Origin of the sequence: Nonomuraea endophytica (assembly GCF_014203235.1) — a bacterium.
Classification (GTDB): Bacteria; Actinomycetota; Actinomycetes; order Streptosporangiales; family Streptosporangiaceae; genus Nonomuraea; species Nonomuraea endophytica.
The window spans coordinates 244,279-268,431 of record NZ_JACHIN010000015.1 but is presented as its reverse complement, the minus strand read 5'-3'; the positions used below and the strand labels follow the sequence as shown (position 1 = coordinate 268,431).

At 69.2% G+C, this 24,153-nt stretch carries 20 protein-coding genes; 7 read left to right on the top strand and 13 right to left on the bottom strand.

The features are described 5' to 3' along the window. Together HNR40_RS42660 and HNR40_RS58015 are read left to right on the top strand one after the other, a co-directional pair. Window positions 1-1,044 (top strand): NsdA family TPR-like regulatory protein (locus tag HNR40_RS42660; protein ID WP_221341499.1); only part of this gene is annotated, 1,044 nt, incomplete at its 5' end. Beyond that, window positions 1,041-1,694, top strand: a complete 654-nt coding sequence (locus HNR40_RS58015; RefSeq protein WP_376773583.1) for a 2'-5' RNA ligase family protein — start codon at window positions 1,041-1,043, stop codon at window positions 1,692-1,694. The genes HNR40_RS42660 and HNR40_RS58015, both read left to right, overlap by 4 nt. A gap of 466 nt (window positions 1,695-2,160) precedes the next feature. Here HNR40_RS58015 and HNR40_RS42650 read toward each other — a convergent pair whose 3' ends face one another. Beyond that, on the bottom strand, window positions 2,161-2,973 hold the full coding sequence (locus HNR40_RS42650) for a hypothetical protein (RefSeq protein WP_184971903.1): 813 nt from the start codon (window positions 2,971-2,973) through the stop codon (window positions 2,161-2,163). A gap of 928 nt (window positions 2,974-3,901) precedes the next feature. Here HNR40_RS42650 and HNR40_RS42645 point away from each other — a divergent pair. Further along, on the top strand, window positions 3,902-4,369 hold the full coding sequence (locus HNR40_RS42645) for a GNAT family N-acetyltransferase (protein WP_184971901.1): 468 nt from the start codon (window positions 3,902-3,904) through the stop codon (window positions 4,367-4,369). Window positions 4,370-4,475: 106 nt separating this feature from the next. Here the strand turns inward: HNR40_RS42645 and HNR40_RS42640 are convergent, their stop codons facing one another. The 4 genes from HNR40_RS42640 to HNR40_RS42625 form a co-directional block, all read right to left on the bottom strand. Next, window positions 4,476-5,489, bottom strand: a complete 1,014-nt coding sequence (locus HNR40_RS42640; RefSeq protein ID WP_184971900.1) for an NAD-dependent epimerase/dehydratase family protein — start codon at window positions 5,487-5,489, stop codon at window positions 4,476-4,478. Window positions 5,490-5,523: 34 nt separating this feature from the next. Next, entirely contained in the window at window positions 5,524-7,740 is a 2,217-nt protein-coding gene (locus tag HNR40_RS42635; RefSeq protein ID WP_184971898.1) for a SulP family inorganic anion transporter, read from the bottom strand. 58 nt (window positions 7,741-7,798) lie between these two features. Continuing rightward, window positions 7,799-9,268: a hypothetical protein gene (locus HNR40_RS42630; protein WP_184971895.1), complete on the bottom strand. Its 1,470-nt coding sequence runs from the start codon at window positions 9,266-9,268 to the stop codon at window positions 7,799-7,801. Between the two features lie 183 nt (window positions 9,269-9,451). After that, a complete protein-coding gene (locus HNR40_RS42625; RefSeq protein WP_184971894.1) occupies window positions 9,452-10,024 on the bottom strand; it encodes a YbhB/YbcL family Raf kinase inhibitor-like protein in 573 nt (190 codons plus the stop codon). A gap of 93 nt (window positions 10,025-10,117) precedes the next feature. On the opposite strand from HNR40_RS42625, the gene HNR40_RS42620 reads away from it, so the two are divergent. Then, a complete protein-coding gene (locus tag HNR40_RS42620) occupies window positions 10,118-10,720 on the top strand; it encodes an AfsR/SARP family transcriptional regulator (protein ID WP_221341498.1) in 603 nt (200 codons plus the stop codon). An 18-nt stretch (window positions 10,721-10,738) separates the two neighbouring features. Here the strand turns inward: HNR40_RS42620 and HNR40_RS42615 are convergent, their stop codons facing one another. Together HNR40_RS42615 and HNR40_RS42610 are read right to left on the bottom strand one after the other, a co-directional pair. Beyond that, a complete protein-coding gene (locus HNR40_RS42615; protein WP_312896738.1) occupies window positions 10,739-11,536 on the bottom strand; it encodes an ABC transporter permease in 798 nt (265 codons plus the stop codon). A gap of 9 nt (window positions 11,537-11,545) precedes the next feature. Continuing rightward, window positions 11,546-12,493, bottom strand: coding sequence for an ATP-binding cassette domain-containing protein (locus HNR40_RS42610; RefSeq protein WP_184971890.1), 948 nt, complete (start codon window positions 12,491-12,493; stop codon window positions 11,546-11,548). A 94-nt stretch (window positions 12,494-12,587) separates the two neighbouring features. Here HNR40_RS42610 and HNR40_RS42605 point away from each other — a divergent pair, with 94 nt between their 5' ends. Both HNR40_RS42605 and HNR40_RS42600 read left to right on the top strand, forming a co-directional pair. Beyond that, on the top strand, window positions 12,588-13,121 hold the full coding sequence (locus tag HNR40_RS42605; RefSeq protein WP_312896737.1) for a PH domain-containing protein: 534 nt from the start codon (window positions 12,588-12,590) through the stop codon (window positions 13,119-13,121). A gap of 179 nt (window positions 13,122-13,300) precedes the next feature. Next, complete coding sequence (locus tag HNR40_RS42600; RefSeq protein WP_312896736.1) at window positions 13,301-14,761, top strand: PH domain-containing protein; 1,461 nt, start codon at window positions 13,301-13,303, stop codon at window positions 14,759-14,761. A 175-nt stretch (window positions 14,762-14,936) separates the two neighbouring features. Here HNR40_RS42600 and sepH read toward each other — a convergent pair whose 3' ends face one another. Both sepH and HNR40_RS42590 read right to left on the bottom strand, forming a co-directional pair. Then, window positions 14,937-17,126: a septation protein SepH gene (sepH, locus tag HNR40_RS55535; protein WP_246510226.1), complete on the bottom strand. Its 2,190-nt coding sequence runs from the start codon at window positions 17,124-17,126 to the stop codon at window positions 14,937-14,939. A 159-nt stretch (window positions 17,127-17,285) separates the two neighbouring features. Beyond that, complete coding sequence (locus HNR40_RS42590; protein ID WP_184971888.1) at window positions 17,286-18,419, bottom strand: S8 family peptidase; 1,134 nt, start codon at window positions 18,417-18,419, stop codon at window positions 17,286-17,288. Window positions 18,420-18,532: 113 nt separating this feature from the next. Between HNR40_RS42590 and HNR40_RS42585 the strand changes: the two genes are divergently transcribed. Further along, window positions 18,533-19,345 carry a hypothetical protein gene (locus tag HNR40_RS42585; protein WP_184971886.1) on the top strand — a complete coding sequence of 271 codons (813 nt, stop codon included), beginning with the start codon at window positions 18,533-18,535 and terminating at the stop codon, window positions 19,343-19,345. A gap of 187 nt (window positions 19,346-19,532) precedes the next feature. Here the strand turns inward: HNR40_RS42585 and HNR40_RS42580 are convergent, their stop codons facing one another. Genes HNR40_RS42580 through HNR40_RS42565 form a run of 4 tightly spaced genes read right to left on the bottom strand, consistent with a single transcriptional unit; the run spans window position 19,533 to window position 24,109 of the window. Then, the gene (locus tag HNR40_RS42580) at window positions 19,533-20,762 is read right to left on the bottom strand and encodes a sensor histidine kinase (protein WP_184971884.1); all 1,230 of its coding nucleotides are present in this window, start codon (window positions 20,760-20,762) and stop codon (window positions 19,533-19,535) included. A gap of 54 nt (window positions 20,763-20,816) precedes the next feature. Then, the gene (locus HNR40_RS42575) at window positions 20,817-22,094 is read right to left on the bottom strand and encodes a D-arabinono-1,4-lactone oxidase (RefSeq protein WP_184971882.1); all 1,278 of its coding nucleotides are present in this window, start codon (window positions 22,092-22,094) and stop codon (window positions 20,817-20,819) included. A gap of 45 nt (window positions 22,095-22,139) precedes the next feature. Beyond that, window positions 22,140-22,850 carry a polysaccharide deacetylase family protein gene (locus tag HNR40_RS42570; RefSeq protein ID WP_184971880.1) on the bottom strand — a complete coding sequence of 237 codons (711 nt, stop codon included), beginning with the start codon at window positions 22,848-22,850 and terminating at the stop codon, window positions 22,140-22,142. 56 nt (window positions 22,851-22,906) lie between these two features. Then, window positions 22,907-24,109, bottom strand: coding sequence for an MFS transporter (locus HNR40_RS42565; RefSeq protein WP_184971877.1), 1,203 nt, complete (start codon window positions 24,107-24,109; stop codon window positions 22,907-22,909). Between the last annotated feature and the right edge of the window lie 44 nt (window positions 24,110-24,153).

Sequence of the window (24,153 nt, the reverse complement as noted above, 5' to 3'; positions counted from 1 at the left end):
CGAACGCCGACACGCGCACAAGAACACCCAAGACCTCAACTATGCTGCCGCGTAGTCGCAAGCCCTGATGTGTCTATCGAACCGGGGCAACTCCAAGACATCGTCGAACGACTCCAATCGCTAACCGCAACTGCTACAAACGATGACGCCCTCGATCAGATCGACTCCTTTATCGGTTACTTTGTAGACGAGTACGAAACGACAGGGCCAGAGACTTTGGCTTCAAGAGCTCTCCGCCAGCGAGCCTTGGTGACCCAACTTCTCGATGGGAAGCTTCTGCCCAAGCAGCGGATCAGGCTCTATACGCAAGCCGCCAAGCTATCCGGCCTGCTGGGATACATGGCCGTAAATCTCGGCAAGTTCCCCCTCGCCAATGCGTATTGCGAAGAAACGTTCCAACTAGGTGCCCTCGTTGACAACCTAGACATGCAAGCTTGGGCTCGGGGAACAGAGAGCTTCTGCGCCTACTACGTGGGCGACTATGAACGAGCCGTGGACCTCGCACGTGACGGTCAGCGGTATGCGCGGCAAGGCCCCCAGGCGGTAAGGCTGGCTATCAACGGCGAAGCGCGGGCGCTGGCCAAGCTCGGCGAAGCGCGAGCAGTGGACAGGGCTGTCGCTCACGCTTACGACCTGTCCACGAAGTTTGACTCCGTCTCGGGAGTCTCATCCTGCATCTCCTTCGGGCTGTACAGCGCAGCCCGAACCGCTTCGAACGCAGCTACCGCCTACGTGGCACTTCGTCGCCCTGACCGTGTTCAGGAGTACGCTGACGAAGTGCTGCCTGTCTTCGAAGCCTCCGAATCGTGCTGGAGCCAATCGTTGCTCCGACTCGACATCGCAACGGCTCTACTCCTGGCTGATCGACCAGAACCCGAGCAAGCCGCAAGCCTCGCCATCGAAGCTCTGACCATCTCGGCTGAGCGTCCGATCACCTCCGTACTAACACGAAGTCGCGAGCTCCTTCATGCCGCGAATCGCTGGGCTGAACTGCCAGCTATCCGCGAAGTTGCCGACACTCTCCGAGTGGCCCACCATCGATGACCCATGTATCCGAGCTGTCTCCACAAGGGGAAGATTGGCAGCGTTTCAGCACGCTTACCACCATGCGGGACCACTGGGAAAACCCTCATTGGACCCCTGGTCGTCAAGCCTTCTTCTGGTACCTATGCGTGGATTCTCCTGAACTACGGCAACTTAGTTCCTACTGTCAACAACGGCTACCCCAACCATTTCTCAACCATGTTCCGCTCGATGCTCTGCACTTGACCCTGTCTAGGGTCGGTTGGCACGATGAAGTATCCAATGCAGATGTCAATGCCGTCTTCAATGCCGCAACATCTTCCTGCGCAGGCCTCAAGCCCTTCACTATGACTATTGGGCCAGTGTCAGGTTCACCAGGAGCCGTGCGATTCAGCGTTGGGCCATGGGAACCGATCGTCGACCTCTATCGACGACTGTTCAACTCCACTCAAGCCGTGCTTGGTACCCACTATGAGTCGGAGTTCCGGCCGCATGTAGGCATCGCCTACTGCGACAAACCCGTACCTGCCAAGCCATTGATTAAGGCAGTGTCGTCCCTGCGGGATCTACCTGTTATCGAATTGCTCGTATCCAAGGTAGATCTCGTACTGCTGCGCCGAGAAGGCCGAACGTATCGCTGGACAACCATTCAATCGCTGCATCTCAAATAGTGCTGTGAGAACTTTCTTCTCAAACTTAAAGCGGCCCTGACAGGCCGCACGCGCCGCCGACTCGGCGCGGGCCGGCTGCGTCCACTTGGGCTCCCGCACCGGGCCGCATGAGCGCCGGTCGGCTGGCGCGAACGAGGACAGGGCCGCTACGGGGGCGCGGTGCTCCGCTCACGGGGTCACGCTCGCTAAGCGCAAGCTGAGCCAGTCACGAGGCCGGGGTTACGGCATGCCTCTGGCGGGGGCGCTCCGGCTCCGGGCAGCTCAAGATCGCGACGTGCGGTGGTGGAGTGGTTGAGGTGGAAGCCTGCCCGCCTGCCGACGCCCCAGGACAAGCCCTAGCAGACCAGCCGCGGGGCCGCCCACGCTCCATCACGACCGTGGCACCGGGCGCACGCCCAGGCAGCCCCGCTATCCCTGCGGGTGGGACGACGGCAGACGGGCAGGCAGGAGGGGGTATGAGGTAGCGTTATTCGGCGATGTACAAAGGATAGGCAAGGATGTCATTGAGTCGTACTTCTTCGCCATCAATTAGAGTTGCTTGTTCATTGGTCATGTGGACGATCTTGTACACGGTCTCAATGTTGCGTTTACGTCCGGCTATGCCGCCGACCTTACTAAGCTTTTCTATGGGGTGTATTGACAGATCTCGCCCCCATGGCTCCCCATTCTTGCGGGTACACGAGTGGATCTGATCTGGTTGCCCGCACGGATCATGGCCTGCAACAAAGTTGACCACGGCACACAATGCCGAGATGCCGGACATAAAGGGACGGACACTCGCCTCTCGAATCTCCTCGACTAGGAATACGTAGGTCCCAACCCAATCCCATGCAAAGCTGCCATCGTGCTCCTTGTCGATGAATCCGACTTCCCCAATGGGATCACAAACCCAGACGGTGAGTATGGGGCCGCGAACATCCTGGAGATGCTCGGGGACGGGGAGATATACGGGGGTTGCCGCAATGTTGAACTCTCGAACATATGGCCGATCGGGCATGAGTTCGCTCCGCTTATACAATTCGTGTGTGCGTTCGGGGCGGTAATCGCGAAGCTGCCCATGCTCTCGGAGTGCTTCAACGACACTCTCTATCTGATGATGTGCGCTTGCCTGGGCACGGCCATTGGCCCTCTTGGTAGAAGCTTTTCGCCCAAAGCTCCCAACGCCAAACGTCACCCTCCCTTCCCATTCGGTGCTACGCTCGATCACGCCACTATTCGCTACCTGGCTAAGCAGAGACTCCATGAGCACGTCATTCACTACGCGATATGTCTTGAGCATCGAACACCCCTATGGTTCTTGTGGCGAAGTCGTCTGCCGGGTTCTTGGGGAAGATACGTTCCAGGGCTGACAGATTCTCAGTCATTATCCTACAAACGCGATCACCCTCTGAGAGGTTCCAGCGATTCGGGTTACATGCTTTGGAGCCAGTGACAAAGTGAGTGGCATCCGAGGTGCCCAGCAGGGGCTGAACATGCACGTCAGTGCACAGGAATCACGGCCTTGACCAGGCAGCACACCTGATTCCTTGATCGCGATGTCTGCTTCACACTAAAGAAGTCGCTGATCGAACGTTCCCAAGATCAGGGCACATCAAGGGCACATCGCAGTGGATCGCACCGTCAGATGATGACAAGGGACCGCAACGTTTTCGCAGGTCAACTAGCTCGTTGCCCGCATCGCCGCAGGTAGCAATCATGCTCATCTAGAACCCGGCCTACAGGCCGGCTCGTCACCTTCCTCCCCTCTGACCTGGGCGGAGCACCCTCCAAGATCGCCTGTTCGGTGGCTGTGAGACTCAGGAGCACGTCAACCGCTCATCGCCCGAGATCATCTTGTTCCGGGAAGAGGCGTCCACAGTCTCGGCGATGGTCGCGTGACCGAGGCAGATTGGGGATGACCTCGCCGTAACGAGGCGGATGGGTGCAGTCCGGTTCGTCACCATAGTCTGGCTGGAACGTTCCCCTTTTCCTGTCTACGGTCCGCATATGGCCGACAGGCGGCAGTACGTGAAGGGGCACTACCGGCGACGCCCTGGAGGCGGCCGGACCTGGGTTCGGCCGCACCTCCGCATGGGCCGTGTCGCCGGAGCCTCGGCGGGGCTCATCGTCGTGTTGCTGCTGGGCATCTGGCCGCCCACCGAACCTCCGCCTCCGGATCCGCCCACGGGTGGATGAGGTCCGGTTGGGGCTCGGTTAGCCTGGGGCACATGATTCGACCCGCGACCCCCGATGACGTCTCCGAGATCCTGGCCATGGTCGGTGAGCTGGCCGAGTACGAGAAGGTGCCGCATGAGGCCAGGGCGACCGAGGAGCAGTTGCACGCGGCGCTTTTCGGGGAGCGGCCTGCTGCCTTCGCGCATGTGGCTGAGGAGGATGGGGAGCTGGCCGGGTTCGCGTTGTGGTTTCTGAGCTTCTCGACCTGGCGTGGCGTACACGGGATCTATCTTGAGGATCTCTTCGTGCGCCCGCAGCACCGAGGCGGCGGGTACGGCAGGGCGCTGCTGGCCGAGTTGGCCAAGATCTGTGTGGAACGGGAGTACCAACGCCTGGAATGGTCGGTTCTCGACTGGAATGCGCCTGCCATCGGCTTCTACAAGAAGCTGGGCGCCATCCCCATGGACGAGTGGACCGTCTACCGGCTCACCGACGAGCCGTTGCGGGCCCTGGCGGAGTGAGCGGAGTGAGAGGCGGAGGCATCGGCAACCCCGCCCCTCACTCACGTCCCTGGGAGTCGGGACGCTTTACACGCTAGAACCGGAGGATGTTCCCGTCTGCGGAAGATTACGCAGAACGGGCGGCCCAGGCGGCCAGGATCGCCTGCTCCTTCTCGGGCGCGATGCCGTGCGCGTGCTTCTTGCCAAAGACCCGCTCGTCCTCGGGGATGTGCCGCAGCCATTCCCAGGTGTCGCGCACGGTGTCGGCCACCGAACGGCTGCGCAGCCCCGCCGCCTCGGCCTTGGCGGTGGAGACGGTCCAGAAGTTGGCCATGTCGGGCTGGGCGGGCGCCCACAGCGGCAGCTCCATCCACACGCCGGCCTCGTGCTCGATCAGGAAGTCATCGGCGACCCACACGAACTCCGCGTCCGACCCGGTCTCCCGCTTGCACATCTCCAGCCACTCGCCGTAGGTGGTGTTGCCCTCCGGCCCGGTCACGACGAACCGGTCGGCCACGCCCTTCTCGGCCTGGTCCAGCGTGAAGACGGCGATGTCGCGGGCGTCGATGAGCTGCATGGGCTGCGCCGGGTCGCCGGGGGCCAGCACCTTCCCGCCCTTCGAGATCCTGTTCAGCCACCACGGCAGGCGGGCGACGTTCTCGTACGGGCCGAGGATGAGGCCGGGCTGGATGATCAGGGCGTTGCCCGCGAAGCCCTGCTCGACGGCGCGTTCACAGCCCGCCTTGAGCACGCCGTAGTCACCGGCGTCGGGACCGGCGTCCGGCGCGCAGTCCCAGAGCGGGCTGTCCTCCGAGGTCTGCTCGGCGGGAAAGTTCTTGAAGGCCGAGATGGTGGAGATGAAGGCGTACGTCGCCGCCCGCCCGGACAGCAGCCGCACCGCATCGCCCACCACCTTCGGCACATAGCCGGAGGAGTCAACCACCAGATCCCAGGTGCGCCCGTCGACCAGCCGCTCCAGGTCGGCAGTGACCTCGCGATCCCCGTGCACCGCCTCCACACCCGGCAGGTCCGGCGCGCTCCGACCCCTGTTGAACGTCGTGACCTCATGTCCCCTGTCGAGCGCTTCCTGCACGATCGCGCGGCCGAGGAACGCGGAACCTCCGATGACCAGAACTCTCATAACTGCATTCTTCGCGTACGGCCCGCCAAATCCTTCACCTCTTCACCGAGAGCGTAGAAGGCAGCGGCGGCAGCATGTGCACCCGAGCCGACCCGATGTCGAAGTAGAGCCCGACCAGCTCCAGCTCCCCGGCCTTCACCTGCTCGTCCACCCGCCGGTACGTGCGCAGGTTGAGCAACTGCTGCTGCACGTTGACCCGGCACAGCCGATCCAGCGGCCCGCTGTCGCTCCCGTCGCTCTCGGTGTCGATGAACCGGGCCAGGCTGTGGTTGCCGTGCCGCAGCCAGCGCCGCAGCCCCGGCAGGCTGCCCGCCTGGACCCCGCCGCTCAGCAGCCCGGCCATCGCGCCGCAGCCCGAGTGCCCGCACACCGTGATCGTCCGCACGCCCAGGACCTGGGTGGCGTACTCGATCGCCGCCACGACCGAGTCGTCGTGCGGCTCGCCGCCGCGCCGCGGCACGAGATTGCCTATGTTGCGCACGGTGAACAGGTCACCGGGCCCGCTCGCGGTGATCAGGCTGGGCATCACCCGCGAGTCGGCGCAGGTGATGAACAGGTGCGAGGGCGTCTGCTTGTGGGCCAGTTCGGTGAAGATGGGACGGACCAGCGGAGCCGTACGCCGATGGAACTCACGCGCGCCCGCCGTCAGCTGGCACTCGGCCTCGACCGGTCCGACCTGCTGCGGCACCAGCGACGGCCGGACGGTGCGCCGTCGGCGGTGCGCCCACGGCAGCCACCAGCGGTCCGGCGCCCGCGGCGGGGTTTTCGCGGGGAACATGCGCGAGCCCGAGGCCGCCATCGCGTACCACTCGTCGTGGATGTCGTCGATGTCGACGTGGCCGCCCATCCGCTCGTGGTCCACCCGCCACGAGTGGATCGCCTCGAACGCGGCGTTGTCCATGAAGTCGATGTTGAGGTCGAGGTCGACGCTGGCGCCCTCGGGGATCGAGCGCAGCTCGTGGGTGAGCCGGGGCACGCCGAGGAAGGTGAGCGAGCCGGAGATCGTCGCGTGGTAGTGGCCGTCCTCCTCCGGGCGCACGTTCACCGTCACCCACGTCAACCGGCGCAGGGCCAGCAGCGCGGCCAGGCCCAGCCCGGCCACCACGCCCTCGGCCAGCCCGAGCACGACGACGCCAATCAGGGTCACGATGTAGACGGGCACCTCGCCGTGGCCGTGCACCTTCCTGACGTGGCCCAGGTTGACCATCTGCACGCCGATGAAGACCAGCAGCGCCGCCAGCGCCTCCATCGGGATGAGCTGGATCGACCAGCCGAAGCCCAGCGCGAACACCAGCATCCAGACGCCGTGCAGCACCGCCGACCAGCGGCTGCGCGCGCCCGCCTTGACGTTGGCCGTGCTGCGCACGATCGCGCCGGCCACCGGCACCCCGCCGAGCGCCCCGGTCACCATGTTGGCCACGCCCTGGCCGGTCAGCTCGGTGTCGAGGTCGGAGCGCGGGCCCTTGTGCGTGCCGTCGACCGCGACCGAGCACAGCAGCGACTCCACGCTGGCCAGCAGCGCGACGAGAAGCACCGCGACGACGATACGGTGCCCGTCGCCCTGCGGCAGCACCGGGAAGGCCCAGTCGGTGAAGCTGCCGGACAGGTCGACCCTTGTCACGTTCCAGCCGAACGCCCACGCGGTCACCGAGGCGACGAGCAGCGCGGCCAGCGGCGCCGGCACGGCCCTGACCGGTTTCGGGAGCCTCGTCCAGATCGCCAGCACCGCGATCGTCAGCACCCCGACCGCGAAGCCATGATCATGATGGGCGGCGATCTGCGCGGGCAGCTCGATGAGGTTGGCCACGGCCGAGGTCTGCGGGCTGCCGCCGAGCACGACGTGCAACTGCGACAGGGCGATGACCACGCCCACCCCGGCCAGTGTGCCGTGGATGACCGCGGGCGAGACGGCCAGCGTGGCCCGCGCCGCGCGGAAGAGGCCGAGGACGATCTGCACCGCGCCGGCCAGCAGAGTGATCATGCAGGTGGCGCGCCAGCCGTATGTGTGCACCAAATCCACCACGACGAGCGACAGACCGGCGGCGGGCCCGCTCACCTGTACGGCGGAGCCGCCCAGCGCACCCGCCACGATGCCGCCCACCACGCCCGAGATCAGGCCCGCGGCGAGCGGCGCCCCGGAGGCCATGGCGATGCCCAAGGACAGGGGCACCGCGACGAGGAACACCACCAGTGAGGCGGGCAGGTCGTATCGGAGCGTGCGGATCACGCTACTCTGTGTGTCCCTGATCATGCGAGCAACTCTAGTGCCCTACTGACCAGGGATTACGCCTTACGCGGGCTTTTGATGATCACCGGTAGTAGTCGGGATAGTCCTGCTGATCGGGCGCCCGGCGGCGGCCGCCCTGGCGGGCCGGCTGCTGCTCCTGGCCGTTGGGATACATCTCGCCGTAGCTCGGCCAGCCGGGGCCGCTCGCGGGCGGCTCCGGCCAGGCGGCGCCACCGGGAGCGGCGGCATTGGCCGGGGCGTAGTCGCCCGTCTCGTAGGCGGGGTAGGGGGCGGGCTGGGGCGCGGGCTGCGCGGTGGGCGCGGCCAGCACGTCGTCGTAGGCGGTGACCGCGCGGGCGGGCGCCGTCGGCGTGCCGGAAGCGGGCGTGGGGCCGGTGATCTCACTGTCGTCGGCTACGGCCCAGCCGGCGCGGACCTCGTAGGAGTTCGGGAAGTCGTTGGCGGGCCGGGGGGCGTACGCGCCCTCGAAGGCCGGCCAGGAGTCCGCCGGGCCGGGCGTCACCGGCGTCGGGTCGTCGAGCACGTCCCGCACCGGGGTCGCCGGCCACGAGCCGGAGGCGGTGGGGGCGGGCGAGACCGGGCTCTGCCACGTCTCGGCGTTGTTGACGTAGGCGGGGAAGGGGTCGCTGGTGGGCGCGCCGTGCAGGGAGCCGTTGGGGATCGCGGCGAACGAGCCGCTGTTGGTGGGGGTGAACGACGGCGAGGTCGGCGGGGTCGTGGCGGCCGCGGGGAAGGCGCCGCTGTTGTGGGCGGGCTCCGGGCGGGGCGGCGGCGGCACCGGCTGGGCGCCGGCGCCCAGGATGCTCATCACGTCCGAGGTCGGGGCGGCGAAGGTCACGGTGCGCTGGTCGGCCAGATCGGCGGCGGACGGAGCGGGAGCTGGCGCCTTCTTGGCCCGCCGCGACGGGCGCGTGGGCGGGGCGGGGGACTCGCTCGGGACCGCTTCCATGTGCTGGGTCGGCTCGACCAGGTCGGCCAGGTTCGCCTTGGCCGCCGCGGGAGCGGGAGTGCGCTGCGGGAGCGGCTGCTGGACGGTGGCGGCGTTGGGGTCGGGTTCCGCCGCGGCGCTGACCGGCTGCTCCGGCTTCACCGGGCGCGGGGCGCCCATCGGACGGTCGACGTTGACCGGGCGGGAGGCGCCCTTGCGGGCCGCGACCGTGCCGCCGGCGCCGAAGCCGCCTTCCTCCGCATCGCTGCGGATGTTCGCCCAGAACTCCTCGTCCTCGTCATCGGAGCTCGGGTTGCCCCACTCGTCGACGCCGCGTTTGCCACGCTGGCCGGTGCGTACCGGCCGGGGCTGCTTCACCTCGTCGATCGGGCTGAAGTCCGGGCTGAAGTTGTTCATCCGGGGCTCGTGCGCCGCGAACTCGTCGGTCGAACGCGCTGTCCTCATCTCTTCCCGGTCGGCCATTTCCTTCAGCCGCTCCGGAGGCAGGGAACTCTCCCTCTTGTTCATCGAACGCATGCCCAGTGCCACGACGACGAGCACGAGGAGCACGACAGCGACCAAGCTGACTACGACCGCGATCATTGCACCACCCTCAAAGCCATGGCCTCCCAGTGGCGCCGGTGAGATCGCGCGGCCATCGACGCGACCTGCCCCCATTGATCACCGACGTCTAACAATTGGATCTGATTCTGTCGGACCACTATGAGCGTTGTCACACCCTAAGTGAAGAATTGGTAACCATTACTACCTGCGGTGTTCGACCTCTCACTCGATGTGGACCACCGTCAGTCGCCCCCGGGCGATGGTCCGGTCCGCGATGTTCTTCAGGACCTTGGGGAGAGAGGCGCCCCCTTCGACCGTCACCGGCTCGTCCAGCGCGTAGACGCTGAACCGATAGGTGGCCTTGTCGTCGCAGGGGGGCTCGTAGCCTTCCTTGCCGCTCGTCACCTTGGCCTGGCCGGTGTCGTCGCCCGGCAGTGCCTCGGTGGCGTTGGGGCCGAGCTCGGTCCAATCTGGCGGAATGTTGTAAACAACCCAGTTGACCGCGGGATTCGCGCCGGTATGGGTGTCGAGCACGATCGCGATCGACTTGGCCCCCGGCAGCGGCTCACCCGACCAGCGCAGCGGCGGACTGCCCTGGTTGCCCTTGCAGGAATATTCGCGGGGCAACGGTTTGCCCTCGCGTAGTTCTGGACTGGTGACGTTGAGCTGGCCGATGTCCTTGGCCATCGACCGGCCCGGCAGGAGCGCGCAGCCCGACGACGCGAGCGCCAGCGCGACCGCCGCCGAGATGACGACGGCCCGTCGCACGCGTGTCGCCGTGTAACGCAGCCCCATGCCGGATGATGCTACGCGGCTCACGGCGGTGCGCCGACCGTTTCGCGAGGGTCGGTGGCGGGGGAAGGGCCGGAAATCATCCAGAATCGTGGGATGGAGAAGGTGAGCTTGGACACAAGCATGACCTTCGCCATTCTCGGCCCGCTCGAGGTTCGCCGGGACGGCGAGGTCGTGGAGATCGCAGGTCAGAGGCTACGCACCCTCCTTGGCCTGCTGGTTGTCGAGGCGGGCAGGACCGTTCCGCCGGCCACGCTGATGGCCGGGGTATGGGCTGAGCGGCCGCCGGACGGGGTGGCCAATGCCCTTCAGGCACTGGTTTCCCGGCTTCGGGCGGCACTCGGCAAAAACCCGGTGCGCCAGCTCGTCGTCGCGGAACAGGCCGGATACCGGCTGGTTGCCGGTCCTGACCAGGTGGACGCGCACCGCTTCGCCGTACTGGCCAGGGAAGGGCAGGCGCGGCTGGCCGAAGGGGACGCCGCGACGGCGGCCGGGGTGCTGCGGGAGGCGCTGGCGCTGTGGCGCGGGCCCGCGCTCGCCGACCTCGCTGACCGGGAGGTGGTCGCCGCCTACGTCTCTGCCACCCGGCTCCTTCGGCATCCACTTCGCCCAGGGCCACACTCTCGACAGGCCCGCCACCCTGGCCCTGGCCGATCCGCTCACAACACCCTGAGCGGATCGCTCACACGCGGGTCCTGAAGACCCTGGCCGGTTCGTTCACACGCGCGTCCTGAAGACCCTGATGGCCAGCGGCGCGAACACCGCCACGAACCCCGCCGCCCACAACAGCGAGACCAGCGCCGGGGTCGCCACCTCGCCCCCGATGAGCAGCCCCCGGATCGCGTCGGCCAGGTAGGAGACCGGGTTGACCTCCGACCAGGCCCGCAACCACGCCGGGAACGTCACCGGATCGACCAGCGCGCTGCTCGTGAAGGTCAGCGGCATCATCGCGGAGAACGCGATCATCTGCACCTTCTCCGGACTCGACGCCTTGAGCCCGATCAGCACCGACATCCACGACATGGCCAGCGCGACCACCACCAGCAGCGCCAGCGCCCCGAGCACCCCGGCCACGCTCGTCTGGACCCGGAACCCCAGCAGCATCCCGAACCCCATCAGCAGCCCGAACGCCCACACCTGCTTGAACGTGTCCGCGACGATCCGCCCGGCCAGCGGCGCGGTGCGCGCGATGGGCAGGCTCCGCAGCCGGTCGAACACCCCCTTGCTGATGTCGGTGTTGAGCCCGATCGCCGTGGACAGGGTGTAGAACAGCGCGTTCTGCACCACCAGGCCCGGCAGCGCGAACTGCAGGTAGTCCCCGGTGGAACCGGAGATCGCACCGCCGAACACGAACGTGAACAGCAGCAGGAACATGATCGGCTGGATGCTCAGGTCGAGCAGGTCCCAGGGGTTGTGCTTGACCTGCACCAGACTCCGCCAGGCCAGCGTCGCCGTCTGCCGGACGGTCGCTCCCACCCCGACCCGCCGCTCCACCGGCACGGCCTTCGTCGCCACCACAGCCACCTAAACCACCGCCTTGGCATCGGCACGGTGGCCGGTCAGCGAAAGGAACACCTCGTCCAGGCTGGACTTGCGCAGGGCGAGCTCGGAGGCCACCACCCCCAGCTCGTCCAGCCGCCGCACCACCGCGGGCACCACCTGCGGATCGTGCACCGCCACCGTCACCTTTCCGTTGGCGACCTCGGGCGGCGTCTCCACCACGGCCTCCACCACCTTGGCCACCAGGCCGAGCTGGTCGGCCCGCAGCGGGCTCACCTCCAGCACCTGCGCGCCCGTCGTCGACTTGAGCTCGTCGGAGGTTCCGGAGGCGATCACCCTGCCGTGGTCGAACACCACGATGTCGTCGGCCAGTTGGTCGGCCTCCTCCAGATATTGGGTGGTCAGCAGCACGGTCACACCGTCGGCCATCAACCCCCGCACCACACCCCACAGGTCAGTGCGGCTGCGCGGATCAAGGCCCGTCGTCGGCTCGTCGAGGAACAGCACCTGAGGCCGCCCCACCAGGCTCGCCGCCAGGTCGAGACGCCTGCGCATGCCGCCGGAGAAGGTCTTGGCAGCCCTGCCTCCGGCGTCGGCAAGGTCGAAGCGATCGAGCAACTGCGCCGCCCGCGCCCGCGACTCCGACCTGGACAGGCCGAGCAGACGGCCGATCATCAGCAGGTTTTCGACGCCGGTCAGCATCTCGTCGACCGCCGCGTACTGCCCGGTCAGGCCGATCAGCGTGCGCACCTGGTGAGACTCGCGCACCACGTCGAAACCGCCCACCGTGGCCCGGCCCGCGTCGGGGGCGAGCAGGGTGGCGAGGATCCGCACGGCGGTGGTCTTTCCGGCGCCATTGGGCCCCAGCACGCCGAGCAGCCTTCCCGGCGGCACCACCAGGTCGACACCGGCCAATGCCGTGGTCTCGCCGTAGCGCTTGGCGAGGCCCTCGGCCTCGATCGCGTATCGCATGGAGCCACTGTGGCTTACGTCACTGACAATTCTCCGACCCCGCGTGAGGGCCGCTGAGATAACGCTGACGTGAGCCGCGCCTAAGCTGGGCGGTGTGAGTGAATCCGAGCCCCGAGCGGGGACGCTGCGTGACCCGGCGCACCGCGTCTCGCCCAAGGCCAGGCAGCTGTGGATGCTGGAGTCGTTGATCGGCTTCGTCCTCCTGGTGGGCGGGGCGGTCGTGGTGGCGCGTGTGGTGGGCGGCAGCGGGTGGGGCTGGGTGCCCGGGTGGCTGTCGGCCGACTCGTGGTTGCTGCCGGTGGGGGTGGGCGTGGTGGCGACGCCGTTCCTGGTGGCCGAGCCGTTCGTGCGCTTCGCCGTCCATCGGTGGGAGCTGTCGGGAGATGTCGTGTACGCCCGGTCCGGCTTCCTCACCCGGGAATGGGTGTTCGTGCCGGTGAGCCGGATCCAGACGGTCGACAAGGCGCAGGGATGGCTGGAGCGGCTGTTCGGGCTGGCCACGCTGGAGATCCGCACCGCGTCGCACGCCGGTTCCTCCACGATCAAGGGTCTGGAGTACGGCGTGGCCGCCGGGCTGGCCGACCAGCTCGCCCGCCGGGCCGAGGACCTCAGGGACGACGCCACATGACCCACGAGCCCCACCACTTCAACCACCCAGACCAGCGACCCGGAGCCGAACAGACCCATCCCGGGACCGGAGAGCCTGAGCGGCCGACCACACAGCCCGATCCCGAAGCCCCCCAACCAGTGACAGACGGCCCGCATGACGGCGAGCCGGGCGTTCAGGGACCGGATGAGGGTGGGGCGGTGCCGTTGCGGCTGAGTCCCAAGGTGTTGCTCATCGACCCGGTCCGCATGCTGCCCTCTCTGCTGCTGCCGCTGGTCGGCGTGCTGTTCGTGGGCGGGTTCTCGCCGCGCTCGTTCCTGTGGGCGGCGCTGGGCATCGCCGGGACCGTGGTGTTCGCGGTGGTGCGCTGGGCGACGTTCAGCTACCAGATCGCGGGCGACCGGCTGGAGATCAAGCGGTCGCTGATCAGCCGTTCCGTCCGGACCATCCCGCTTGAGCGCATCCGCGGGGTGGACGTCTCCACGCCGCCCATGCACCGGTTGCTCGGCCTCGCCGTACTCAAGCTCGACACCGGAGCGAGCGGCGGCAGCGAGCAGGAGGGCGAGCTCGACGGCGTCACCCTCGCCGAGGCGGAACGCCTCAAGGCGGTGCTCCTGCGCGCCCGCGCCCAGGAACGGCGGCAACCGGTCACTGACGCCCCTCCGCAGCCGCAGGAGAACGAGCGGGTCATCATGCGCGTGCCCCGCACCTGGCTGCTCTACGGGCCGTTGTCGGGGGCGTACCTGCTGACGCCGTTCGCGCTGGCCGGTGGCGCCATCGGCCTCGCCTTCCAGTGGGGCGACCAGCTCGGCTTCGGCCGCGACGCCGCCTGGGACGCCGGGCAGTGGCTCTGGGACCATCCCTACCTGCTGCTGATCGCCGTCGTCCTGCTGGTGGTCGCGATGCCGGTGGTGGGCGGGGTCATGTACGCGGTGTTCAACTGGAACTTCACGCTCAGGGAACGCGACGGCTACCTCGTCGCCGAGCGCGGGCTGATCAACCGCAGGAGCGTCTCCCTGGAATCCCGGCGCGTACGCGGCTACGAGATCGCCGACGCCCTCGCCGAACGCTGGGCCGGAGTCGTACGCGTCTGGGCCATCGTCACCGGCCTGGGCGACTCCCAGGCCCGCGGCCAGCTCCTGCCCGACGTGCCCCGCGCCGTGGCCCACCAGGTCACCGGCGCCGCCATCGGCCCCTTCAACGCCGAACTGCGCAAGCACCCGCCGGTGGCGCGCAACCGCCGCCTGTTCCGCGCGATCGCCCCCTGGGCAGCCCTGGCCGCCCTCGCGCTGACCGCCGCCCTCCTGACCGCCGCCACGGCCTGGTGGGTGCTCGCCGTGGTCGCCCTCATCCTGGCCGGGATCGGCGTCCCGCTGGGCCTCGACCGCTACAAGTCGCTGGGCCACGGGTACGACGGGATCCGGCTGTCGGTGCGCTCCGGATCGCTGCGCCGTTCGCAGGCGGTGTTCGAACGCCGGGCGGTGGTGGGCTGGCGGATCCGCCAGACCTGGTTCCAGCGCCGCGCGGGCGTCATGACGCTGGTGGCGGGTGTGGGCGCGGGCGAGGGCGGCTACTCGGCCGTCGACGTCTCGGAAACCCAGGCCGTCGCCTTCCCCGCCGAGGTCACCCCCGACTGGCTTGCCCCCTTTGTCAGGCCCTGACGGCGCTTACCCGCTCGTCCTGGGTTGTCATGCCCTTTTCTCTTACGGCAAGCCAACCAGACGCCCCCCGCCGCCGTGCGCCGGTCCCGATCCTCAGGCGCCCGGCAGTCGCACGAATGGCCCGCCGTGACGACGCACGGCCGGCCAGTTACCGTGGCCGGCCGTACCCAGAACGTCAGTCCTGCTTGCGGGCACCGAACATGATCTCGTCCCAGGTCGGGACGGAGGCGCGCCGGCCCTTGGAACCCTTGCGCGGCTGCCGGGCCGCAGGAGCGGGCGGCGGCGACGGAACCGGCACCGTCGACGGGTCCTTCGGCTTGGGCTTCGGCTTGGCGATCGGCTCGTCCTTGCCGTCCCTGGCCGCCGGCACAGCCGCCTCCTCGCCCTTGCCCGCCTCGTCCTCCTGAACGGTCTCGCCCTTGACCACCTCGACGACCTGAGGCTCCTCGGCGACAACCTCTTCAGCCTTGGCGGGCTCGGGCTTCGGGGCTTCAGGCTCGGGCGGTGCCGCCGGAGGAGCTTGAGGCGCCTCGGCTTGCACCTCCGCAGGCTTGGGTGCCTCGGGCTTGGGCGTCTCGGCGGGCTTGGGCGTCTCGGTCGGCTGGGCGTCGGCCTTCGGCTCAGGGGCGGGCTCGGGCGCGGCAGGCTCCACCACGACAGCCTCAACAACAACCGGCTCAACGGCAACGGGCTCGACGGCAACGGGCTCAACGGCAACGGGCTCGACTACCACGGGCTCAGCGGCAACCGGCTCGGCGGCAACCGGCTCGACCACGACCTCCTCCGCGATGGCGGCGGGCTCGGCGACGGCGGCAGGCTCGGCGACCGGCTCCACGACCCGGGCCTCCTGCACGACAGCAGGCGGTTCCGGGGCGGCGGGCGCGACGGCCGGGGCGACCGGCTCGGTGACCTCCGGCTCCTGGACGTCAGGCGCGGCAACCGCCGCCTCCTGCACTACCGGCGCGACGGAGACGACCGGCTCAGCGGCCAAGGGCTCCTGGGCGGTCGGTTCGGGCGCCGAGGGCACCTGGACGACAGGGACCGGGGGCTCCTGGGCGACCGGTTCAGGGGCCACGGGCTCCTGAGCGACGGGCGCCACGGGCTCTTGAACCACGGGAGCCACGGGCGCCTGAACGATGGGCGCAGCGGGCTCCTGGACCGCCGGGGCCACAGCCACAGGCTCCTGGACGACAGGGGCCACAGGCTCCTGGACGGCAGGGGGCGCGGGCTCCTGGCTCCGGGGGGCCGGGGCGTAGATGGGGTCGGTGTCGCGGGGCTGGGGGCGTTCTGGGCGGTTGGTGGCGAAGTCCGGGTGCCAGGCAGCCGGTGCCCGGCGCACGCCCTCTCCACCCCGCCCGTCGAAGTCGGAGCTCTCGTCCTCGAACGGGTAACCGCGCTCGGCCTCACGGGAAGGCGGCTCGGGCTGGCGGTTGTAGGCGCCTTCGCCGCGGGCCGGTGAGTACGCGTCCCGGCTGGGCGGGAAGCCGTCGCGGCCGGTGCCCTCCTTGCCCTGCGCGTACCCCTCACGTCCAGGCGCGAAGCCTTCCCGGGCGGGCGGGAAGGACTCGCGTCCGGGCGGGAAGGCATCGCGGCCAGGGGGGAACCCGTCGCGTCCGGGCGGGAAGCCGTCGCGGCCGGGTGGGTAGGCGACGGCCGGGCCGTCGCCGGGTCTGACCACGGCGGGCGGCTCGTGCCGGATCACCGACGGCAGCGGCGGCACCGGCTGCAGCTTGGCGGCGCGCGGTGCGAACGGTGTGACGGTGGTGTCTTCGGCGGGCGGGTTCGGGTCGAAGTCGGCCGCCGACAGTCTCATGGACTCGTCGTCATGCGGCGTGACGTGCCGCTTGCGCGGGTCGAACAGCCACTCCGCGTGCCGGGTGTGACCGTTCCAGACGTAGCCCAGCTTGACCCGCCACAGGCCGTCGTCGCGTTTGGCGGAGTCCCAGTCGATCTCGTCGGTGGGGACGCCGCGGCGGGTAAGGCGCTCGGCGACGAGTTCGCCGAGCGTGGGTCCCGGGGCGGACTCTCCAGGCATGCGAACGGCGACGCGCTGCGCCTGCTGGGCGACGTACTCCCGCTCCTGGAGCACGGGACCCTCGAACCAGCGGACGCGCTCGACCGGGATTCCCGCGGTCGCGGCGATCTCTTCCGCGGTCTCTCCAGCGCGAATGCGTGCCTGGATCTCCTTGGGGCGCAACGGACTCTCCACTTCGATCTCGTACTGGCCGAGACGGGAGAAGTTTCCGCGGACGGCAGCGCGGAGCCGGTCGTCCACGGGGAGCGTGAACCGCGTACCCCGCCCGGCTGTCGCCAGGACGAGATACGTGCCGTCCTCACTCACCGCGACGAGTCGGAGCTCCTGCATGCGAGTCCCTTCGTCAGCGCGCTCATTCTTCCCCCGGACCCTTGAGTCTCTCGCGTGTGCCGGTTGCCTGCCAGCACCGTACCCGGCATGTCCGAACATCGCCTGCCTGGGATACTCCCCAAGCGTTGTGACGCCGGTCACATTTGTCGATTCCATCCTTTATAGCCCGCCGGAGTGCAGCAGGAGGTTAGGGGTCCTCGACGGATTCTGACGAATCACGCCACGGGTCGCCGTGGACTTGAGCCAAGACGCGAGAGTTGACGGGCTGGAGCCGCGATGGGACTCCAGGTAGAGGGCGGCGATTCCGGACACGTGCGGGGCGGCCATCGAGGTGCCGCTCTCCTCGCGCGTGGTCCCCTCCAGCCAGGCGGAACGCACGTCGACGCCCGGCGCGTAAAGATCGACACAAGGGCCGTGGTTCGAGAACGGCGCCCGCAGGTCCGCCGAGTCGCTGGCCGCCACCGCGAACGCCCGGCGGGCCGGTGACACCGAGCAGGCGCTCTCGCCGGAGTTTCCGGCGGCGGCCACGACCAGGACGCCCGCCCGGGTGAGGTTGCTCACGGCGGCGTCCAGCGCGGGGGAGGGCTCGCCGCCGATCGACATGTTGGCCACGGCGGGGCCGCGCGCGTGTCTGCGCACCCAGTCGGCTCCGGCCAGCACGTCCGACATCGAACCGAAGCCGCATCCCAGCACCTTCACCGAGGCGATCCTGGCCTGCGGGGCCACGCCGTACGTGCGACCGGCGGCGACGCCCGCCACCTGCGTGCCGTGACCGCTGCAGTCGGCGCCGTGCCCGCCGGTGGCGTCGAAGGCGCGCCACGCGCGGTCGCCGAACTCGCGGTGGCCGACGTCCACGCCGCTGTCGAGCACGTAGACGGTGACGCCGCGGCCGGTCGCGGCGCGGCCGTGGCGGCCGCCGAGGGGGAGTTCGCGCCCGTGGCGCCGGTTCAGTGCCCGGCCGCCCATAGGGTGGACCCGCCGGTCGGGTTCGAGCGAGCGTACCCGCGCGTCCGCCCGCAGTTCGGCCACCTCCCTGTCGCTCAGCCACGTCGCGAATCCGGGCAGGACGGCCGTGTAGTAGCGGCGCACCCGCCAGCGTGCCTCGCTGACCAGGTCCCGCGCGTCGCCGCGGGTGTGCGCGGTCACGATGTACGGCCGGGTCGGCTCCGTCACCACCGGCCGCGCGGACAGTCCTGAGGCGGGCTCGGTCACGGCGAGCGGGGCGACGGTCGTGACGGCCGTGGCCACGGCCGCGGCGGCATAGACGGAGGGCAGTCCGAATCGGCGGGGCACGACCCTTGAGCCTTCCTGTCACGCAGGTCACAGGAACAACAGGACACGCACTCGCGTCTATTCACGAGGAAGCTCTTTACCTGTCGAATGACAAGAGGGGACTGATCTGGAGGATGAGCGGCGAGCAGCGGAGGTTCGAGCTGAGCGTGCCGCAGGTCCTCGGTGGAGCCCTGGCCGCGGTGACCGCCGCGGTGGCGGCGTCGTATCTCGGCGTGGCGGGGACGGTGATCGGCGCGGCCGTGGCCAGTGTGGCCAGCACGGTCGGCAGCGCGATCTACACGCACTACCTGAAGCGGACCGGCGAGAAGGTCAAGGAACACACGGTGCTCGCGTGGCGCGAGCACGAGGACGGCGAGGAGGTGCCGGCGCACCGCGACGGCGAGGGGGAACTGGCCACCGCGGCCCAGGCGACGCTCCGCGACGAGCCGCCGCCGGAACCGGGCGAGGCGGACGCCACCCTGGTCATGGCCGCGGTGGACAAGCCGGAACGGCGCCGCCCGCTGCCCTGGCTGAAGCTGGGGTTCGCCGCCGCGCTGGTCTTCGCGATCAGCATGGGCGCGATCCTCGTCTACCAGGCGGCCAGCGGCTCGTCGATCCCCGACCAGCTGCCCGGCAAGCGCCCGGTCTCGGTCACGGAGGAGCCCAAGGGCCCGGTCAAGGAGGACGAGCACACCCCGCCGCCCTCCGACACCCCGTCCACCCAGGAGGAACCGGAGTCCACGCCGACCCCGACCCCCACCCCGACCCCCAAGCCGGACAAGACCAGGACACCGACGCCCACCCCGACGCCGACCAAGACCGGCCAGGTGGAGCCGTCGGGCGAGCCGACCACGGACCCGCCCGAGGAGACCGGCCAGCCCGAGGACGAGGCCACCCCACCCCCGGACGAAGCCCCCGCCGACCAGGACCGCGCCACCATCCCCTGACAAACCCCTGATCCGGTACGGCTGGCGCCTCCCAAGACCGGTATGCCGGTACGTCTAACAAGACCGGCATCCGGAAGGGCTGACGCTTCAGAAGCCCGGCGGCTGACAACCTCCGCCAGAAGACCGGCGGCTGACACGCCCCTATGGCCGCAGCCCCAGAAGACCGGCGGCTGACAACCCCGCCGCTTCAGGAGGCCGGGGGCAGGACGACCACCAGCCTGGTGGGGCCGCCCTCCGGGCTGGACAGGGTGAGGACGCCGTCGTGGGACTCCACGCGCCGCCTGATCCCCGCCAGCCCAGACCCCCCTCCTGACTCCTCAAGGGCGCCGCCCCTGCCGTCGTCCTCCACGGTGATCCGCAGCGCCTCGCCGTACAGGATGACCTCGACGTCGACCCGGGTGGCGGCGCTGTGGCGGGCGACGTTGGTGAGGGCCTCGGCGACGGTGAAGTACGCCGTGGCCTCGACCGAGAGCGGGAGCGGCCCGAGTTCGCCGACGCTCAGCCCGCACGGGACGGCCGATCCGGCGGCCAGCGCCGACAGCGCGCCGGACAGGCCCTTGTCCTCCAGGACAGGCGGCAGGATGCCGCGCACGACGCCGCGCAGTTCGGCGAGGGCCTGCTCTGCGGCGGTCTGGGCGCGTTCGAGGGCGGGGTCGGCGGCCTCGGGGTTCCGGGAGAGCGCGCGTCTGGCGGCGGCGACGGTGACGACGACGGCGACGAGCCGGTTCTGGGCGCCGTCGTGCAGGGAGCGTTCGATCCTGCGCAGTTCGGCGGCGTGGGCGCGCAGGGCGGCGGCGCGGGTGGCGGTCAGCCGCGCGACCCGCTCGGACAGGTCCACCGAGGCGTGCGGCGCCAGCAGCCTGCGGCCCGGCCAGCTCTGCAGCACGGCCAGCCGCGGCCCCAGCACGACGGCCAGCCCCAGCCAGAGCAGCCCCGACAGGCCCACGGCCAGGACACCCGGCCACGTCTCGGCGCGCACGCCGAGCGAGGAGCCCACCTCGCCCGCGGGCAGGAGCCGCCACCACAGCGGGAACGTCACGTCGCGCAGCCCCATGATCGGCAGCGCGAGGCCGACCAGCCCGAGCGTCAGTCCCATCGTGGCGTGGATGCCCACCCACGCCAGGTCGCGCCGGACGGAGGGGTCGTGCCAGGCCGCGTTCATCTGCTGGGCCCAGTTTCCCGCGGCGGGTTCGCCGTAGGGGGAGATGACCGGGTCGCCGCGGCGGCCCAGGCGGGCGCGTTCCCGCTCGGCCACGGACCTGGTCAGCCCGATCATGCCGGGCAGCGCCAGCAGGCCGACGCCGGTGAGGCAGCTCACCAGCGTCACCGTCCACGCCATCGCCATGAACAGGGCGAGTACGGCGGTGCCGAGCCCGCCCGCGAGGCGGTCCAGAGCCTCGAGGGCGTCACGCGTCATGCTCAAAGGGTATGGACGCCCGGGGCCGCCTGGCACTCCAGCCAGCTATACGACTCAGCCGAGGACGGTCTCCAGGTAGGGGTTGGTGAAGAGGCGGCCGGGGTCGAGGCGGTCGCGCAGGGCCACGAAGTCGGGCAGGCGCGGGTAGACGGTCTTGAGGTAGGCGGCGTCGCGGGTGTGCATCTTGCCCCAGTGAGGGCGTCCACCCAGCCTGGTCATGATCTCTTCGACGCCCTCGAAGTAGGCGGGGTTGGGGGTGCGGCGGTAGATGTGGCAGGCGATGTAGGCGGAGTCCCGGCCGTACGCGGTGGACAGCCAGGCGTCGCTCGGCGGCGTCACCCGTACCTCGACCGGGAAGGTGATCTTCCAGTCCATGAGCTCGACCAGGTCGCGGGTCTCGCGCAGCGCCTGGCCCAGGTGCTCGCGCGGCACGGCGTACTCCATCTCCAGGAAGCGCACGTCGCGCCGGGCGGTGAAGATCTTGTAGGAGGTGTCCACGGACTCGGAGTCGCCGAGCGCGGCGGCGCTGACGGCGTTGATGCGGGGGATCAGGCCGGGGGAGCGGGCGCCGAGCGCGCAGGCCGCGCCGAAGAGCGTGTTCTCCAGGAAGACCGCGTCCAGCCAGTGCTTGAACGCGCTCGGCGGCCGGGCCGGCCCCGGGTTCCTGTTGTTGGTCTTGACCAGGCAGGCGTCGGTGTGCGGCAGCCAGAAGAAGTCGAGGTGCTCGTTGGCCGAGGTCATGGTGTCGAGCGAGGACAGGATCTCGGGGAGCGGAAGCCGGCGGCGCCGGTTGTGCAGCAGGAACGCGGGCTCGACCTTGAACGTCACCGCGGTCAGGACGCCGAGCGCGCCGAGCCCGACCCGGGCGGCGTCGAAGAGGTCCTCGCCCGGCTTGACCGTGGCCAGGGAGCCGTCGGCGAGCACGAGCTCCAGCTCGACGACCTGGTCGGCCAGGCCGCCGGTGTCGCGGCCGGTGCCGTGGGTGCCGGTCTGGATGGCGCCGGAGACGGTCTGCTCGGTGATGTCGCCCATGTTGGCGAGCGCGAGGCCGCGCTGGTCGAGCAGTTCGTTGAGGTGTCTGAGCGGGGTGCCGGCGAGGACGGTCACCCGGTCGTCCGCCCAGGTCCTGACGCCGGTGAGGCCGTGGGGGCGGAGCATGATGCCGTCGGTGAGGGCCACTCCGGTGAAGGAGTGGCCCGTTCCGACCATGCGCAGGCGCCGTCCGGTGCGCGTGGCGTCCCGCACGGCGCCTGCCACGTCTTCGACCGAGGTGGGTGTGCGCACCTCGGCGGGGGTGCCCGACTGGTTGCCGGCCCAGTTGGTGAAGACCATGACGCGCCCCCTGGAAAGGATCGTTCCGTTAAACGTGAACGATACTCATCTCTCCCAGCCTTCGGGAACCGGGTAAATGTCGCCGGGCTGAAGGTTCTGGCTCTTGAGCAGTGTGGAAACGGTCACCAGCGTGTAGCCGCGGCTTTGGAGCAGCTTGACCAGGCTCGGCATCACGTCGACCGTCTGCTTGACCCAGTCGTGCATCAGGATGATGCCGTCTCGCTGGGCGACCGCCAAGGTCTGCTTCTTGATCTCGTCGGCGTTCTTGGTGGCCCAGTCACGCGAGCCCGCCGTCCACAACACGATCGGCATGTCGAACTCCGCCGCCACGTCCGACACCTGGATGTCGGCCATCCCGTACGGCGGGCGCAGCAGCTTGGGCGTGACCCCGGTCGTCTTGTAGATGATGTCCTGGGTCTTCTTGACCTCGTTCCGGATGGCCCCCGGTTCGAGATCGGTGAAGTTGGGATGCTTGTAGCTGTGGTTGCCGAGCTCGTGGCCCTCCTTGGCCATGCGCTTGGCGAAGGCGGGCCGCGTCTTGACGTACTGGCCCTCCAGGAAGAAGGTCGCCTTCGCGTTGGCCTTCTTCAGCGTGTCGAGGAGTTTGTCAGCGTACTTGCCCGGCCCGTCGTCGAAGGTCAGCGCGAGGCATTTGACCTGCGTGCAGTCGACTTCGGGTGCGGCCGACGCGGGAGCTGGGGCCAGAGTGACGGTTACAGCGGCGATAGCTAGAAGTGAAGCAATTTGTCGGGACATTACGGAGCTTTCGTGAGTTGAGGGTGTTGCTTGAGGGATCTCCCGACCGTAGCGGATCAGCTCTTCGCGGGAGAAGGCGCTTCCGGAATCCTCAGCAAACCCGAACCTGACACCCCGACGATGGCCGCGAGCAGCGCGCACGCCAGTGAGAACGCGTAGGCGTTGGAGGCGCCGAACGCCTCGGTGAGCCGCCCGCCGGCCCACGCGCCGAGCGCGACGCCGAACCCGATCGAGGTCGAGATCCAGGCCATTCCCTCGGTCAGCAGCGAGGGCGGCACCAGGCGCTCGGTCAGCGAGAAGCCGGTGATGAGCGTCGGCGAGATGGCCAGGCCCGCGATGAACAGCGCGAGCGCCATGACCCGCGTGTCACCCACGAACATGATCGGCAGCAGGCCGACGACGAACACCCCGAGCGCCCGCACGAAGCGCCCGCGCATCGGGATTCGCCAGTGCCGCGAGCCGAACCACAGGCCCGAGACCATCGAGCCGCCCGCGAAGCTGGCCAGCAGGAACCCCGCGGCCCCCTTGGCTCCGTGCTCCTCGGCGAAGGCCACGGTGATCAGGTCGACCGAGCCGAAGACCGCGCCCAGCCCCACGTAAACGGCCGACAGCAGGGCGATGCCCGGGATCAGGATCGGCGTGCCGCTGACCGAGCGCACCGCCACGATCGGCGGCTGCGTACGCCGCTGCGCCGCCAGCGCCAGCGACCCGCCCAGCATCGCCACCACGGCGACCACCAGCCCCGCGTACGGGTTGACATAGGTGGCCAGCAGCGTCACCGCCGCCGGGCCGGTCACGAAAATGACCTCGTCGGCCACCGACTCGAACGCGAAGGCGGTGTGCAGCTTCGCCGAGCCGCCGTGCCGGTTCGACCACCGCGCGCGCACCATCGAGCCCAGCGAGAGCGAGGTCGCGCCGACGAGCAGGCCCGAGGCGTAGAGCGTCCATTCGGGCAGCCGGAACCCGGCGCTCAGGATGAGCGAGACCAGGGCCACCGCGTTGACCACGGCGAAGGGGAAGATCACCCGATTCTGGCCGAAACGGTCGGCCAGCCGTCCCGAGAGCGGCGCGGCGATCGCATAGGAGACGTTGACCACGGCCGCGACGGCTCCCGCCGTGGCGTAGGACCCGGTCAGCGCGGAGATCAGAAGAACGATCCCGATCCCCAGCATCGACATCGGAAAACGCCCGATGAACCCGGCCAGCACGAAACCCTTGACCCCGGGCTCGTTGAACAGTCCCCGATACGGCCCGACCACAAAATCCCCCTATCGCCGCGTGACACCCTTCTGCAGACCCTCGC